Genomic DNA, 15,213 nt, shown 5'->3' with positions numbered 1-15,213 from the left:
CATCGATTGAAAAGGGTATTCTTGTGAGCGAAAACCAACCTTTTGAATTAGTCACCAATTATCAACCTGCTGGTGATCAACCACAAGCGATTGAGAAGTTAGTTAATGGCATTGAGCATGGTCTTCGTAATCAGTTACTACTTGGAGTGACGGGTTCTGGTAAAACCTATACGATGGCGAATGTGATTGCACAAACACAGCGTCCAACGATTGTTATGGCACACAACAAAACGCTTGCTGCACAGCTTTATGGTGAGTTCAAAGCTTTTTTCCCGAATAATGCAGTTGAGTATTTCGTCAGTTATTACCCTAAAATTTTACGTGTTTTAAACATGAGCTTTCTTTTGCAAATAGTTTAATAATTGGATAAAACATTTATATTTTAATTTTAAATAGTATTTTTAGATTAATTTTGTGATTGGATTCTCTCTATTTTTGTTTTAATTGAATTATTTCATAAATTTTATTCTTTATTTTATTTCGCATATTTTTCTCTTTAGAATGAAACAAATTTTTAATGCGAGTAAATCGTGAAGTTTATTGCTCCCAAAATTGTTTCTACTCACATAATTTCTGGTTTTTTAGGTGCAGGTAAAACAACGCTATTACAGCATTTATTAACCCAAAAGCCTGAAAACGAAGTTTGGGCTGTTCTAATGAATGAGTTTGGGCAAATAGGTGTTGATCAACACCTGATTACCCAACAACAAGGATATGCTGTCAAAGAACTACTTGGTGGATGCTTGTGTTGTAGCAGTCAACTTCCTATGCAAATTGCACTGGCTCGCTTACTCAGTGAAAGTAAACCTGATCGTTTATTTATCGAACCGACGGGTTTAGGTCATCCTGCACAATTATTGGAACAACTGACCGAGCCACATTGGCAAAGTAGTTTAGCAATGCGTGCTTTGGTGATTGTTGTAGATGGGAGTCGTCTACATGATGAAGATTGGGTTAAACAGAACTTATATACCGATCAACTGAAATCTGCACAAATCGTAGTCCTCTCGCATATTGATTGTATGTCAGTAGCAGATCATCAAGCTTATGCAGCTTTAAAACAAGAATATGACACTTATGTCCAGCATTGGATTGAAGTTGAGTGTGGCAAAATTGAATTGTCTCAGATTGATATTGTGCAACAACCTGTACAACGTAAGATCCAACCTTTACTCAAGTTACAACAGACACAGGCTATTGAGCCTCTGTTAGAAATAAAACAACTTCCATATCATTATGTAGAAACGGCTCAAGGTTATACCGTTGCAGGTTGGAAATTGCCTAAACGCTGGCAATTTAAATTTTTTGAACTGTTAGATTTGTTGTGTACGCAACAAAATTGGGTCCGCATCAAAGGCATATTTAATACGGATCAAGGTTGGAAAAGTTTTAACTTTAATCCTCAACAATTTAACTATAAGTCTGCTGAAGAGAGTATTGATAATCGAATTGAAATTATTTGCCAATCCGAACAAGATTGGTTGGGGTTTGAAACACAATTATTAAATTGTCGTCTTGATCTAACTGATGCTCAAAATGATTAAAGCCGATATTTTCTGTAATAAAATAGAGTATGCTTAGCGCCAAATTTGAGTACACCGTATTTAAGAGTATTTTTTATGGCGCTAAAAGCAACAATATATAAGGCAGATCTGAATATTGCCAATATGGATCAGCATATCTATGCAGATTATCAGCTAACACTTGCCTTACATCCGTCAGAGACTATTGAACGTTTGATGGTTCGTATTCTTGCTTACGCACGTTATGCCGATGAACGATTAGAATTCACCAAAGATTTGTTTGAAACGGATGAGCCTGCGTTATGGCAAAAAGATTTAACAGGGCTTTTAGAAAATTGGATTGAAGTCGGTTGTCCATCTGAAGATAAAGTGAAAAAAGCCAGTGCTCGCTGTAAAAAAGTGGCTGTGATTACCTATGGCTCACAAGCTGCTGATTGGTGGCAAAAAAATACCAAGATTAAGACTTTGAGTAATGTGGAAGTTTGGCAATTAGCATCTCAGACTACACAGGCACTTGAAGGCTTATGTGAACGCACGATGCAATTACAGCTTAATATTATGGATGGAGAGTGGACTTTGCTGAGCGATAAAGGTCAAGTCGATATTCAATGGTTACAATTGCAATAAATCAGGTTGGGAGTAAAAAATGAGCGCTGAATTACAAATTATTGATTTAAAAGTGGGTGAAGGTAAAGAAGCTGTTAAAGGTGCTTTAATCACAACACACTATACGGGATGGTTAGAAGATGGTACTCAGTTCGATTCTTCAATTGACCGCGGGAATTATTTTGAGACGGTGATCGGTACTGGACGAGTAATCAAAGGTTGGGATCAAGGCATCATGGGAATGCGCGTTGGTGGGAAGCGTAAATTAATCGTACCTGCACATTTAGCTTATGGCGAACGCAAAATGGGAAAAATTATTCCAGCAAATTCAAATCTGATTTTTGAAATTGAATTATTTGATGTTAAAACTCGCGACGAGTGATTTAGTCTCAATGATGCAAAGTATGATGGCATTGATTTGATTGCTTAATTCATGCTTTGCAAAAAAAAGTACAAAAACAATACAAATCAAAAAAATGATTTAATTCTAATATATTGATTTTTAATATTTTTATTTTAATCTGCTTTTTGCAACAATCTGCTTAAAATTATTGATTCTATAGACGGTTCTGTATATCTTTTAAAGAAAGAGCAATGTATTCTAAATCAAAGTTTTTATAAAAAATGTGATGTTAATTTACCTTTTGGAAAAATTGCTTTTAATGTTGCCATCCATGATCAGCAGATTCATAAACATGGCGAGGTAAATTATAAAAAATCTATGCTTGTGTTAACGAGCACCAAAAATTTGAGTGAGTGAGGCAGCTATGAATGATTATTTGGATATTACCGCTTCTGAGCTATTAAAAGAATTACACAATTTTTTCTTGATTAATACTTATAATGGCGCTGAAAATGGTTTTTGGGTCAATGAAAAAGCATTGATTGATAAACATTATTGGATGGATGGAGAGAACAAGGTCGAGATTCTCCGAGAGCTGAGTCCTTCACATCAGCATTCACATCCTGACTATCAGATTACCTTATTATCTCCATTAGAAGGGAATGTCGTCTTGCTACAATATGATGGCGTGAATAAAAAGATTCAGACTTTCCGTCGTGGTGAATGGGTAAATCGCTTATATAAATATTTTTATCAAAAAGAACGTTATTATTTACAACAACTTTCTGAGCATCCAAATTTTCAGCTCATTCAATATTAAGCTTTTATATTTAGCTCATTAGGTTCTTAATACGTATCGTGTTAGGAACCTAATCACATATTGCTAAAATATTGATGTATATTGCGATAAAATTTATAAAATATTTTTTTAAGATTATTTTCAGTTTTTAAAATTATAAATACAATCCTTGCTCCCAGCTCTGACTCGCTAAAAATCTTATTTGTCCACAAATTGTAAGATGATTCATGCATGATTCGCGCTCAGCCATTTTCGAATATTGAGAAGATATCTCTATGACAACACGTTTAGTGTCTCCGACCTTAAAAACATTTTTAGGTCTAATGATTGGTTTAGTTGCGACTACAGCAACTTTTGCAGAAAATTCCAAAATTGATGCGACAACGTTAACCGTCATTGGTTATCATGAAATTACCGACCATAAAGATGCACTCATCCCAAGTTATGCTGTAACAGCACAACAATTCAGCGAGCACATCGATTGGTTACAAAATAATGGTTATCACTTTATCAATGTCGATCAACTGATTAAAGCACATCAGGGCAAATATACTTTACCAACTAAACCTGTGTTATTGACAGTAGATGATGGTTATCAGTCTTTTTATCAAAATGCTTATCCCATTGTACGTGCGAAAAAAATTCCAGTTGTATTAGCAGTTGTCGGTTCTTGGTTAGAACCAAAAGCTAATCAGAAAGTAGATTTTGGTGGGGAAGAGATTACGCGCAATAAAATTTTGAGTTGGAATGAACTCAAAGAAATGCAAAATAGTGGCTTTGTTGAGATTGCAAGTCATAGCTACCATTTGCATCGAGGAGTAAACGCAAACCCTCAAGGTAATTCAGAACCAGCAGCAATTACTCGTATCTATGATTCAAATACGAAAACCTATGAAAGTGATGCAAATTATCAAGCACGTGTTTATCAAGATCTAAAGAAAAATAATGAATTACTACAGGCACATGGTTTACGTTCACCACGTGTCATGGTTTGGCCTTATGGTCGCTATAATATGCAATTAGTTCAAATTTCTAAACAATTGGGTATGCCGATTACCATTACTTTGGATGATGGCGCTGATCATGCCAAACAATCGATCCAAAATATGGGGCGTATTTTAATTCAAGGAAATATGTCAACCAATGCCTTGGCACAAGAAATTAAGAACCGCGAACTGAATTTAAACGATAATAATCGTCCACAAAAGATCATGCATGTGGATTTAGATTACATCTATGATCCAGACCCACAACAACAGGAACGCAATTTAGGTAATCTGTTAGATCGTATCAATGGGATGGGAGTAAAGACAGTTTACTTACAAGCATTCTCAGATCCTGATGCAAATGGTTCTGCTGATATGGTGTATTTCCCAAATCGTCATATTCCAATGCGTGCGGATTTATTTAACCGAGTAGCTTGGCAAATTCAAACACGTACGCCAGTACAGCGTTTGTATGCTTGGATGCCTTTACTTGCATGGGAGTTACCTAAATCAGATCCAGTGTCAAAGGATTTGGTTGTCACGCAACAAGCAAAAGCGGGCGAGCATTTGAATATGGGATATATCCGCTTAAGCCCATATTCCCCAAAAGCAAGACAAACCATTAAAGAGATTTACCAAGATCTTGCAAAATCAACGCCATTTGATGGTCTGTTATTTCATGATGATGTGACATTATCTGATTATGAAGATGCAAGCCCTCAAGCACTTGCTGCTTATGCGAAACAAGGTTTGCCAACGGATCTGGCTAAAATACGAAATAATGACGACAAGTTACAGAAATGGACTGCTTATAAAACGCGTACCCTAGATGATTTTGCAATGGAGCTAGCAGGTGAGGTGCGTCAATATCAGCCTTATTTGATGACTGCACGTAATTTGTATGCGCAAGTTGCCCTTAACCCGTATGCCGAAAATTGGTATGCACAGTCTTTAGAAGAGTCATTAAGACGTTATGATTTCACTGCAATAATGGCAATGCCTTATATGGAGCAATCGGATAATCCCGAAAAATTTTATACGGATATTATGAATCGGGTGAAACAATATCCAAACGGGATTAAAAAGACAGTGATGGAGCTACAAGCGATTAACTGGCGTAATGATCAGAAGATTCCTTCTGAAGAAATGGCAGCAACAATTAAGTCGCTTTATCAACAAGGTGCGATGCACATTGCATATTATCCTGACGATCCGATTAAAGAACACCCAGATGTAGAAACTATGCGTAAGGCTTTTACTTTAAAATCATCACAATTAGTACCATAACGGAGTAATGTGTCGATGAGTATAATTGCTTTATTATGGGCTTATGCCATTAAGTTTGTGTTTTACTATCCATTATTTATGTCTTATTTATGGATGGTAGGGGCAATTATTTTCTACTGGAAAGAGCGCCAAGATCCTCCATATCAGCAGCCAGCAACTTTGCCTGAATATCCTAAAGTTGCTGTACTCGTTCCTTGTTTTAACGAGGGTGATAATGCAGAAGAAACCATTAGTCATGCTTTGCAATTAGATTATCCAAACTTTGAAGTGATTGCGATTAATGATGGTAGTTCTGATAACACGGGCGAAGTGCTGGATCGTCTCGCGGCGCAGCATGAAAAATTACGTGTTGTGCATCTTGCTCAAAACCAAGGTAAAGCGATGGGACTGCAAGCGGGCAGTTTAATGACTGATGCTGAGTTCTTGATTGGTATTGATGGTGATGCGTTACTAGATCCTCATGCTGCTAAATGGATGATGCGTCATTTTCTAGAAGACTCAACAGTTGCAGCAGTTACGGGTAATCCACGTATTCGTACACGTTCAACCCTATTGGGACGTATTCAGGTTGGTGAGTTCTCTTCAATTGTTGGCATGATTAAACGTGCACAACGTACTTTTGGTCGTTTATTCACAGTATCAGGTGTAATTACTGCATTTCGTAAAAGTGCCGTACATCAAGTTGATTATTGGTCTCCAAATATGTTGACGGAAGATATTGATATCACTTGGAAATTACAACGCGCAGGTTGGGATGTTCGTTTTGAGCCAAATGCTCTGGTTTGGATTTTGATGCCTGAGACTTTCAATGGTTTGTGGAAACAGCGTTTACGTTGGGCGATGGGTGGGGCACAAGTTCTGATAAAGAATATTGATGTGTTCTTTAAACCAAAACTTAATTTTCTCTGGCCATTAATGCTAGAGCTTTGCTTAACATTAGTATGGTCATATTTGATGCTGATTATGGCTGTCATGTGGTTGTTACATTTTGTATTTACAATCCCAGCCCTTGCTATCGTTAGTTCACCTTTTTTACCATATGGTAGCGGAATTTTATTAGGTGCGACCTGTTTAATTCAGTTTGCTTTAAGCAAATGGATGGATAGTCGTTATGAGCCAAGCCTAGGGAAAAATTATTATTGGATGATTTGGTACCCATTTGTGTTTTGGTTAATTACGATTACTGCTACAATCGTCGCCTTTCCAAAGGTACTGTTGCGTGGTGATGAAAAACGCGCCCGTTGGATTAGCCCAGATCGTGGAATTCGCTGAGTCGCAAGATTCATTTTGCTGAGACTAGAAATGAAAGCAAATAGTTTGATTATCGATGTACGTCGCCAACTCCCATGGCATAAGCGTTATTTTTCTACGACCACAACAGCAATGATGTGGGCGGGTTGGCTGCTATTATGGCGACCATTTATCTTAGTTTGGGTGCTGGTTGAACTACAAAAGACACATATTGCACAACGCTTAATGGCTGCATTCAGTCAGGGTCTTGAGCACGGCGTTACGGCGTTATTTATGTGTGCAATTGCATTATTACTATGGGGACTCTTACCTTCAAAGAGAGTTCATGATAAGCATGCAATTGAAAAAGCACTACCTGATTATGCACGTTATTTTGAGTTGCCTGAGCAAGAAATTCAAGTTGGTCGCCAACAAAAAGTAACCACGCTGCATCATGATGAAAATGGTAAGATTATTAGGGTTGAATAGAATTTATTCGATTGAGAAGTATAAATGCCTTAATTTTAATTAAGGCATTTTTTTATGATTGTTTTAAAATTTAGACATAAAAAAACCAGCTTACGCTGGATTTTTATCTGCACCATATTTCATTAGTTGAAAAATGGTGCCCGAGGCCAGACTCGAACTGGCACGCTTTGTGGGCGGGGGATTTTAAATCCCCTGTGTCTACCGATTTCACCACTCGGGCATGTGCGCAATAATAGAGGAGACTTTAAAACTTGGCAAGAGTAAAAAGTATTAATTGCTTTCTTTTCAATCAATTCATGTGTTTATCAGATAAAAATTAAGCATTGTCATATAATTTTCATGATTATTTCATCAAACTGAGATCAAACTTTCATTTAAGCAACTTAGTTTTAATTATTTAAAGTAATAAAATTAAGGTAGTTATCCAAATGACAGCAAAAATTTCACGACGGGAACTCATTCAAAAAAGTTTATTCGGTTTTGGGGCTTTGTCTTTATCTGCGGGGTTTACAGGATGTAATGACAGTTCAGATCAAGAAACAGCGACATTACAAGTTAATTTTGAACATGGCGTTGCCAGCGGTGATCCACTACAGGATCGCGTGATTTTGTGGACACGCTTAACACCAAGCGATAGCAGCGCACGGTTGCAAGTCACTTGGGAAATTGCGTTAGATCAGCAATTCAAGCAAATCATTAAAACTGATAAAGTCACTACTGCTGCTGCGCAAGACTTTACTGTAAAGGTAGATGCAACTGGATTAAAATCAAATCAAAGCTATTTTTATCGTTTTAGCTTTGGCGATAAGATTTCACCTATTGGGCAAACCAAGACTTTGCCAACCAGTACATCTAAAGTCAGTTTTGCAGTGTGTTCATGTTCGAATTATCCAGCAGGATATTTCTATGTGTACCGTGAAATGGCTAAGCAAGATGTCGATGTTGTCATTCATTTGGGCGACTATATTTATGAATATGGCGCGGATGGCTATGCAGCAGAGGATGCCGCTAAATTAGGACGTACGCTTGCTGCAGACAATAATAAAGAAATTATTAAGTTGGATGATTATCGCAAGCGTTATGCACTCTATCGTAAAGATAAGGATCTACAGTCCTTGCATCATCGTCATCCATTTATTGTTATTTGGGATGATCACGAATTAGCAAATGATGCATGGCGAGAAGGTGCTGAAAATCATACTGAAGAAACAGCAAATGCAAAGAATGAAGGTAAATTCTCTGAAAGAAAGTTAGCAGCATTGCAAGCTTATTTTGAATGGATGCCGATTCGTCCTGTAGACAACCAACATATTAAGATTTATCGACAGTTTAATTTTGGTGGTTTAGTTAATTTGATGATGTTGGACACTCGTATTATTGCGCGTGATGAACAGTTGGACTATGGGAAATTTATAAATCCAATGACAGGAAAATTAGACGCAGTTGCGTTTCAAGCCGCTCTGTTTAATTCTACTCGAACAATCATGGGGGAAACTCAGAGAGAATGGTTGTTAGGCAATAAAGAGAAAAATATTGTCGGTGTAATACAAAGCTCAAATGCAACTTGGGATGTTTTGGGGCAACAAATTCTCATGACCAAAATGTTTGTGCCAGCAGAGTTGTTACAGGCTTTAGCTGAAATTACAGCTGGTAATCCAAGTCTTGATACTTTAAATAAAATGAATGCCCAAATCACCGAATTAGTAAAATTGAAACTGCGTTTAATACAAGGTGATCCGACGTTAACAGCACAAGATAAAGCGCGTGTATTGACGGTTGCACCTTATAACTTAGATGCATGGGATGGTTATTTTGCTGAACGAGAGATTGTGTATGGAACTTTGGCACAATTAAAGAAAAAGGTGGTTGTTCTAGCAGGAGATACTCATAATGCATGGTCATCCAATTTATACAGTAAGGATGGGGTGTTTGTTGGTGTTGAATTGGCAACAAGTTCGGTTTCTTCACCTGGGCTGGAAAAATATTTAAATATTCCGCTAGACCAATTACAGCAGTTTGAGTTTGCATTCACAACGTTAATTGATGAGTTGAATTACTGCAATTTAAATCAAAGAGGATATTTAATTGTCCAATTTGATGAAACTCAAGTCCAATCACAGTGGATTTATGTAGATTCGATCAAAAAGCCTGAATATGTGATTGATAAATCACGAGGCTATCAATTGAGTTTGGATAAAAATTTATTGCCAGTGAAAACAGGGCAGCAAGTGGCTTAAATTTTTAAAAGTTTTGGAAAGCCAAGTCTATGACCTTGGCTTTTTTATGCTTGTCTTAAATTTTAGACATAAAAAAACCAGCTTACGCTGGATTTTTATTTGCACCATATTTCATTAGTTGAAAAATGGTGCCCGAGGCCAGACTCGAACTGGCACGCTTTGTGGGCGGGGGATTTTAAATCCCCTGTGTCTACCGATTTCACCACTCGGGCTTTACCAATGGAGGCGGAGGTCGGAATCGAACCGGCGTACACGGAGTTGCAGTCCGCTGCATGACCACTCTGCCACCCCGCCATCTCTTGGTGATGCACATATTAGCAACCTTTAGAAAAAAAACAATAGTGTTTATAGTGAATATGCGCATAAAAACAACATCTAAAAGAATATTGCTCAAATTATCATGTATTATTTGCATAATTGATTCATACCCACTTTGGAGATGCGCTGTGGCATTGGTTTTAGACGGTCGTGCATTAGCAAAACAAATCGAAGCTGATTTGTTAGTACGTGTAGAAGCTTTAAAAGCAAAAACGGGGCGTACCCCAATTTTGGCAACAATCTTAGTTGGTGATGATGGTGCGTCAGCAACGTATGTGCGCATGAAAGGCAATGCATGTCGTCGTGTTGGTATGGATTCACTTAAAGTTGAGCTTCCAAAAGAAACCACAACAGAGCAATTATTGGCTGAGATTGAAAAATTAAATGCTAATCCAGATGTGCATGGTATTTTGTTGCAGCATCCAGTGCCTGAACAAATTGATGAAAGAGCATGTTTTGATGCCATTTCATTAGCTAAAGATGTGGATGGCGTGACTTGCTTAGGTTTTGGTCGTATGGCTATGGGTGAAGCGGCATATGGTTCTGCGACACCTGCGGGTATTATGACAATCTTGCAAGAAAACAAGATCGAGATCGCGGGTAAACATGCAGTTGTGGTCGGTCGTTCAGCGATTTTAGGCAAACCAATGGCAATGATGTTATTACAGGCGAATGCGACAGTGACCATTTGCCACTCACGTACTCAAAACTTAGCTGAATTGGTAAAACAAGCAGATATTATTGTAGGTGCGGTGGGTAAAGCTGAGTTGATTCAAAAAGACTGGATCAAGCAAGGTGCAGTTGTTGTAGATGCAGGTTTCCACCCGCGTGATGGCGGTGGTGTCGGTGATATTCAATTAGTGGGAATTGAAGAGATTGCTTCTGCTTATACTCCTGTTCCAGGTGGTGTAGGGCCAATGACGATTACCACGTTGATTCGTCAAACTGTTGAAGCTGCTGAAAAAGCATTAGTTTAAAGATTAATAGCCCCTCGATAAGAGGGGTTTTTTAGAATTAAAGATATATGAGTTGTACATTTCAATTTGCGAAAGCCCCTGAACAATTGCTTCAAGCATTACATGAAGTCATCCCAAATACGGATCTACTAGCACAGCAGCTTCCTGAAACACCTATATCATTATGGTTGATCCCACCAGTTTTTCCAACTGATCGTTTGGATGATGAGGTGATTCGTCGTATTTGGAATGAGACGCCGTATTGGATTTTCTGTTGGGCATCTGGTTTAGCGATGGCACAGTGGTTACTCGCTGAGCCACATCATGTTAAAGATAAAGTGGTCTTAGATTTTGGTGCAGGTTCGGGTGTAGTTGCAATTGCTGCAAAAATGGCAGGTGCGAAGCGTGTGATCTGTTGTGATATTGATCTGGTAAGTCTTGCGTCATGTCGTGAAAATGCTTTGTTGAATGATGTTGAACTTGAATATTTGGATGATTTATATAAATCCGAGCAAGTGGATGTATTGCTCGCTGCAGACGTGCTGTATGACCAATGCAATCGTTTCTTTTTGGATGAATTTCTTAAGTTCGCACCTGAAGTTTGGGTTGCTGATAGCCGAGTTAAAAATTTCAGCCATCCTCGATATCTGAAAATTGATGAGCGCAGCGCAACGACTTGGCCTGACTTGGATGAATCCAAAGAGTTTAGAAATGTGAGTTTTTACCGCACAAAATAAATAATGTTTAATCTAAAAATAATCAGTGTTGAGACTATTAAATCTCAACACTATTTCCTTCTTACTCATGCTCAAACATTCAGTTGAAATAGAAATAATCTTCAAAAGGAAAGAAAATGAATATTCAACAGGTTGATGATAATAAACATGGGATATTTAAGCTGTTCAACGGTGAAACAGTAGCTGCTGAAATGGCTTACACATGGGCTGGGTATACAATGCTAATTATTGATCACACTGATGTGAATGATCAATTTCGAGGGCAAGGATTAGGTCGAAAACTTTTAAATGAGTTAGTTACTTTTGCAAGAGGTCGCAACATTAAGGTCATTCCTTTATGCCCATTTGCAAAGTCGGTTTTCGATAAAGATCTATCGATTCATGATGTCTTGAAGATATAAAATATATAGGATGTATAAACCTAAATAGAAACTTATACATCCATCTTTATTATTTATTCAGAACAAGTATAGCGAATGACTTTAAGTGTAGTCGGACGTGCCTCAAGTGCTTGGCGTGTTGCATATCCTTCACTGTTATTGAAATCAGGTGAATTAGAAAGTCCAAAAGTTGCACGACTATTTCCAAGTTTTACACCGTATTGTTCTTGTTGTGTAGGATTCATAATTTCATTAACACTGAGTATTGAAATTTTATAAGTTTTTCCTACGCCTAAAACTTGATTGCACGCATGTTGTAATTTCTTTTGATCTAAATCTTGATTGGTACGTGCTGCAAGGGTGTAAGCAATCGTGGCTGAAGTTGTTGTTTTATTTTCTATTTGATAGCCCGTCACGCCGTTAAATTTGTGTGGTGTACTTTGACATGCAGTGATCACAAGTGCACTTGTAACGATAATGAATAAATTGGTTTTTTTCATATCTATGATCCTATTATTTCTATAATTAGTATGGCATAAAATAAGGTTGTTATTGTGAGTAATCTTTAAAATTGGCGCTATTCATCGTATTGAGGTTCAAAGTTAAAGAAAGAATTTTCGTTTTCGAACAATTTTGCATATAATCTGCCAAGTTTTTTATTTAATACAGAAGTCGTTGCTTTATTGCAGTATTTTTGCCCGTTTTAACGGGCATTTAATTTATTGGTCTGTTATATAAGGCAAGTCTGGATAGGTGTGTCATGATCTCTACAGATAGTCAAAAAAAATATGTGGTTGCGTTTGACCAAGGTACAACGAGTTCACGTGCAATCGTGTTGGATCACGATGCAAATGTTATTAGTATTGCTCAGCGTGAGTTCACGCAAATCTACCCACAACCAGGTTGGGTTGAGCATGATCCTATGGAAATATGGGCAACTCAAAGTGCAGTTTGGGTTGAGGCGCTAGCACAAGCTGGTATTTCAAGTGACCAAATTGCTGGAATCGGGATTACTAACCAACGTGAAACCACGATCATTTGGGACAAGAAAACTGGTAAGCCAATTTATAATGCTATTGTTTGGCAAAGCCGTCAAAGCAATGAAATTTGTAATCAATTACATCAAGATGGTTGGGATGATTATGTTCGAAAAGTAACGGGCTTAGTCATCGATCCATATTTTTCAGCAACAAAAATAAAATGGATTTTGGATCGTGTTGAGGGCAGCCGTGAGCGTGCAGAGCGCGGTGAGCTTTTGTTTGGTACAGTCGATACGTGGTTGATTTGGAAATTAACCAATGGTCAAGTTCACGTGACAGATTATACCAATGCTTCACGTACTATGCTGTTTAATATAGAAACCTTAGAATGGGATGATGAGTTACTTCAAGCTTTAAACATTCCAAAAGTAATGCTACCAACTGTGCGTAGCTCATCTGAGGTTTATGGATACACACACACTATTAGTGGTCAAGAAGTTGGAATTCCTATCGCTGGCATCGCTGGTGATCAACAAGCGGCATTATTTGGGCAAATGTGTGTAGAGGTTGGACAGGCTAAAAATACCTACGGCACAGGTTGTTTCCTGTTGATGAATACAGGAAAGAGGATGGTTCAATCTGAGCATGGTTTGTTGACTACCATTGCATGTGGTGCAAAAGGTGAAGTGAACTATGCATTAGAAGGTGCTGTATTTAATGGTGGTTCATGTGTGCAATGGTTGCGCGACGAGCTTAAAGCAATCAATGATTCTTATGATTCTGAGTATTACGCAACCAAAGTAAAAGACAGTAATGGCGTGTATGTTGTTCCTGCCTTTACAGGTTTAGGTGCGCCATATTGGGATCCAACTGCTCGTGGTGCAATTCTCGGAATCACACGTGGTGTGAGTATTGAACATATTATTCGTGCGACCTTAGAGTCAATTGCTTATCAAACACGTGATGTATTAGATGCAATGCAACAAGATTCTGACGAAAAGTTGCGGACACTACGCGTAGATGGTGGTGTAACAGCGAATAACTTCTTGATGCAATTCCAAGCGGATATTCTTTCGACTTCAGTTGAGCGTCCAGCAATGAAAGAAACCACGGGAATGGGAGCTGCCTTTTTGGCTGGTTTAGCTGTCGGTTTTTGGTCGGATTTAAATGAATTGAAGAGTAGAATGTCGATCGAACGAACCTTTACACCAGAATGCAGTCAGGATCAAACTGAAAAACTGTACAAAGGTTGGCTAAAAGCTGTCGGACGTACTCGAGATTGGGCAGAAGATTAAGCTAAAATAGTCGGATATAATATGCCGTAAATAACACAGGATTGATGAGCATGAGCTTGATACTACGCCAACAGAAAACCCTCGAATTAGTACGAGAGCGTGGTTATATTAGTATTGAAGAACTTGCTCAACATTTCGATGTTACACCTCAAACGATTCGTCGTGATATTAATCAATTAGCGGATGAAGGGCTTTTGCGCCGTTATCATGGCGGCGCGGCGCATGATTCAAGTGTTGAAAATACAGAATATACAATGCGTGTCGGGCATATGCTTGAGCAAAAAAGAACAATTGCTGAAGCTGTTGCTGCTGCCGTTCCAGATCACGCTTCTTTATTTATTAATATTGGTACCACAACCGAAGCGATTGCTCATGCACTATTAAACCACACGGGCTTAAAAGTCATTACTAATAACCTGAATGTTGCAAAGATCTTGAGCACAAAAGAAGATTTTGAAGTTCTGATTGCGAGTGGTCGTGTTCGTCCAGATGGTGGTGTGATTGGTCAAGCAACCGCTGATTTTTTTAAACAGTTTAAAGCAGATTATGCGCTTATCGGGATTAGTGGAATTGAAGAAGATGGCACATTGCTTGATTTTGACTTTCAGGAAGTGTGTGTCTCTCAAGAAATTCTTTCAAGTGCACGCCAAGTTTTTTTAGCCGCGGATAGCAGTAAATTTGGGCGTAATGCGATGATTCGATTAGGTTCACTTAAGCAAGTGGATTGTATTTTTACTGATCAACAGCCAAATGAGCAATTTATAAAAACCATCAGAGACTTAGATGTTGGTTTGATTGTTGCAAAATAAATCTTCATTTTCGAAAAAATGTTACTTTTCTTGAGTTAATCAATTTAACTCAAGATATATTTAATAAAAATTATATTTTTCTTATAAATAAATGCGATTACTGTGTTTCTGAACTTTTAGTCTCTCCACTGAATTTTACCATTTATCTAGAAATGTCGATAGATTGGCATTTTTTGATCTATTTTTCATTGTTTATTTTCGATTTATATGTTTAAATTTTCATTATCGAAAAATAATG

At 37.8% G+C, this 15,213-nt stretch carries 14 protein-coding genes, 3 tRNA genes and 1 pseudogene; 14 read left to right on the top strand and 4 right to left on the bottom strand.

What is annotated here, in order from left to right; genetic code table 11:
* Window positions 1-23: 23 nt before the first annotated feature.
* The 8 genes and pseudogenes from AAV96_RS14350 to pgaD form a co-directional block, all read left to right on the top strand.
* A pseudogene (locus AAV96_RS14350) lies at window positions 24-308 on the top strand (DEAD/DEAH box helicase family protein); the annotation flags it as partial.
* A gap of 222 nt (window positions 309-530) precedes the next feature.
* Window positions 531-1,544 carry a CobW family GTP-binding protein gene (locus tag AAV96_RS14345; protein WP_046739799.1) on the top strand — a complete coding sequence of 338 codons (1,014 nt, stop codon included), beginning with the start codon at window positions 531-533 and terminating at the stop codon, window positions 1,542-1,544.
* 75 nt (window positions 1,545-1,619) lie between these two features.
* The gene (locus tag AAV96_RS14340; protein WP_046739798.1) at window positions 1,620-2,150 is read left to right on the top strand and encodes a YaeQ family protein; all 531 of its coding nucleotides are present in this window, start codon (window positions 1,620-1,622) and stop codon (window positions 2,148-2,150) included.
* 19 nt (window positions 2,151-2,169) lie between these two features.
* Complete coding sequence (locus AAV96_RS14335) at window positions 2,170-2,511, top strand: FKBP-type peptidyl-prolyl cis-trans isomerase (protein ID WP_005158141.1); 342 nt, start codon at window positions 2,170-2,172, stop codon at window positions 2,509-2,511.
* A gap of 385 nt (window positions 2,512-2,896) precedes the next feature.
* Complete coding sequence (locus AAV96_RS14330) at window positions 2,897-3,292, top strand: hypothetical protein (RefSeq protein WP_004663385.1); 396 nt, start codon at window positions 2,897-2,899, stop codon at window positions 3,290-3,292.
* Between the two features lie 254 nt (window positions 3,293-3,546).
* Window positions 3,547-5,544, top strand: coding sequence for a poly-beta-1,6-N-acetyl-D-glucosamine N-deacetylase PgaB (gene pgaB, locus AAV96_RS14325; protein WP_046739797.1), 1,998 nt, complete (start codon window positions 3,547-3,549; stop codon window positions 5,542-5,544).
* A 15-nt stretch (window positions 5,545-5,559) separates the two neighbouring features.
* Complete coding sequence (gene pgaC, locus AAV96_RS14320) at window positions 5,560-6,816, top strand: poly-beta-1,6-N-acetyl-D-glucosamine synthase (protein ID WP_046739796.1); 1,257 nt, start codon at window positions 5,560-5,562, stop codon at window positions 6,814-6,816.
* 30 nt (window positions 6,817-6,846) lie between these two features.
* Window positions 6,847-7,263: a poly-beta-1,6-N-acetyl-D-glucosamine biosynthesis protein PgaD gene (pgaD, locus tag AAV96_RS14315; protein ID WP_046739795.1), complete on the top strand. Its 417-nt coding sequence runs from the start codon at window positions 6,847-6,849 to the stop codon at window positions 7,261-7,263.
* Between the two features lie 134 nt (window positions 7,264-7,397).
* Here the strand turns inward: pgaD and AAV96_RS14310 are convergent.
* A tRNA-Leu gene (locus AAV96_RS14310) sits at window positions 7,398-7,483 on the bottom strand.
* A gap of 208 nt (window positions 7,484-7,691) precedes the next feature.
* On the opposite strand from AAV96_RS14310, the gene AAV96_RS14305 reads away from it, so the two are divergent.
* The gene (locus AAV96_RS14305) at window positions 7,692-9,500 is read left to right on the top strand and encodes an alkaline phosphatase D family protein (protein WP_046739794.1); all 1,809 of its coding nucleotides are present in this window, start codon (window positions 7,692-7,694) and stop codon (window positions 9,498-9,500) included.
* A 126-nt stretch (window positions 9,501-9,626) separates the two neighbouring features.
* Here the strand turns inward: AAV96_RS14305 and AAV96_RS14300 are convergent.
* Window positions 9,627-9,712: transfer RNA gene (locus tag AAV96_RS14300), tRNA-Leu, on the bottom strand.
* A gap of 8 nt (window positions 9,713-9,720) precedes the next feature.
* Window positions 9,721-9,794, bottom strand: a tRNA-Cys gene (locus AAV96_RS14295).
* 152 nt (window positions 9,795-9,946) lie between these two features.
* Between AAV96_RS14295 and folD the strand changes: the two genes are divergently transcribed.
* The 3 genes from folD (at window position 9,947) to AAV96_RS14280 (ending at window position 11,912) form a co-directional block, all read left to right on the top strand.
* The gene (folD, locus tag AAV96_RS14290; protein WP_004663376.1) at window positions 9,947-10,795 is read left to right on the top strand and encodes a bifunctional methylenetetrahydrofolate dehydrogenase/methenyltetrahydrofolate cyclohydrolase FolD; all 849 of its coding nucleotides are present in this window, start codon (window positions 9,947-9,949) and stop codon (window positions 10,793-10,795) included.
* A 47-nt stretch (window positions 10,796-10,842) separates the two neighbouring features.
* Window positions 10,843-11,511 carry a class I SAM-dependent methyltransferase gene (locus AAV96_RS14285; protein ID WP_046739793.1) on the top strand — a complete coding sequence of 223 codons (669 nt, stop codon included), beginning with the start codon at window positions 10,843-10,845 and terminating at the stop codon, window positions 11,509-11,511.
* A gap of 116 nt (window positions 11,512-11,627) precedes the next feature.
* On the top strand, window positions 11,628-11,912 hold the full coding sequence (locus tag AAV96_RS14280; protein ID WP_046739792.1) for a GNAT family N-acetyltransferase: 285 nt from the start codon (window positions 11,628-11,630) through the stop codon (window positions 11,910-11,912).
* A 53-nt stretch (window positions 11,913-11,965) separates the two neighbouring features.
* Here AAV96_RS14280 and AAV96_RS14275 read toward each other — a convergent pair whose 3' ends face one another.
* Window positions 11,966-12,391, bottom strand: a complete 426-nt coding sequence (locus tag AAV96_RS14275; RefSeq protein ID WP_005217773.1) for a hypothetical protein — start codon at window positions 12,389-12,391, stop codon at window positions 11,966-11,968.
* A gap of 260 nt (window positions 12,392-12,651) precedes the next feature.
* Here AAV96_RS14275 and glpK point away from each other — a divergent pair, with 260 nt between their 5' ends.
* Together glpK and AAV96_RS14265 are read left to right on the top strand one after the other, a co-directional pair.
* On the top strand, window positions 12,652-14,166 hold the full coding sequence (gene glpK, locus AAV96_RS14270) for a glycerol kinase GlpK (protein WP_046739791.1): 1,515 nt from the start codon (window positions 12,652-12,654) through the stop codon (window positions 14,164-14,166).
* A gap of 50 nt (window positions 14,167-14,216) precedes the next feature.
* Window positions 14,217-14,975, top strand: a complete 759-nt coding sequence (locus AAV96_RS14265; RefSeq protein WP_046739790.1) for a DeoR/GlpR family DNA-binding transcription regulator — start codon at window positions 14,217-14,219, stop codon at window positions 14,973-14,975.
* The last annotated feature ends 238 nt before the right edge of the window (window positions 14,976-15,213 follow it).

The organism is Acinetobacter sp. AG1 (assembly GCF_001005525.1).
GTDB classification, from domain to species: Bacteria; Pseudomonadota; Gammaproteobacteria; order Pseudomonadales; family Moraxellaceae; genus Acinetobacter; species Acinetobacter modestus.
Note: the sequence above shows the minus strand (reverse complement) of the source record. Positions and strands in the feature narration are given on the sequence as shown.

Coding starts and splice junctions, on each gene's coding strand:
- pgaB (WP_046739797.1), top strand. CDS start 3,547: ATGACAACACGTTTAGTGTCTCCGACCTTAAAAACATTTTTAGGTCTA.
- AAV96_RS14330 (WP_004663385.1), top strand. CDS start 2,897: ATGAATGATTATTTGGATATTACCGCTTCTGAGCTATTAAAAGAATTA.
- AAV96_RS14275 (WP_005217773.1), bottom strand. CDS start 12,391: ATGAAAAAAACCAATTTATTCATTATCGTTACAAGTGCACTTGTGATC.
- AAV96_RS14280 (WP_046739792.1), top strand. CDS start 11,628: ATGAATATTCAACAGGTTGATGATAATAAACATGGGATATTTAAGCTG.
- pgaC (WP_046739796.1), top strand. CDS start 5,560: ATGAGTATAATTGCTTTATTATGGGCTTATGCCATTAAGTTTGTGTTT.
- pgaD (WP_046739795.1), top strand. CDS start 6,847: ATGAAAGCAAATAGTTTGATTATCGATGTACGTCGCCAACTCCCATGG.
- AAV96_RS14265 (WP_046739790.1), top strand. CDS start 14,217: ATGAGCTTGATACTACGCCAACAGAAAACCCTCGAATTAGTACGAGAG.
- AAV96_RS14335 (WP_005158141.1), top strand. CDS start 2,170: ATGAGCGCTGAATTACAAATTATTGATTTAAAAGTGGGTGAAGGTAAA.
- AAV96_RS14340 (WP_046739798.1), top strand. CDS start 1,620: ATGGCGCTAAAAGCAACAATATATAAGGCAGATCTGAATATTGCCAAT.
- AAV96_RS14305 (WP_046739794.1), top strand. CDS start 7,692: ATGACAGCAAAAATTTCACGACGGGAACTCATTCAAAAAAGTTTATTC.
- AAV96_RS14285 (WP_046739793.1), top strand. CDS start 10,843: ATGAGTTGTACATTTCAATTTGCGAAAGCCCCTGAACAATTGCTTCAA.
- glpK (WP_046739791.1), top strand. CDS start 12,652: ATGATCTCTACAGATAGTCAAAAAAAATATGTGGTTGCGTTTGACCAA.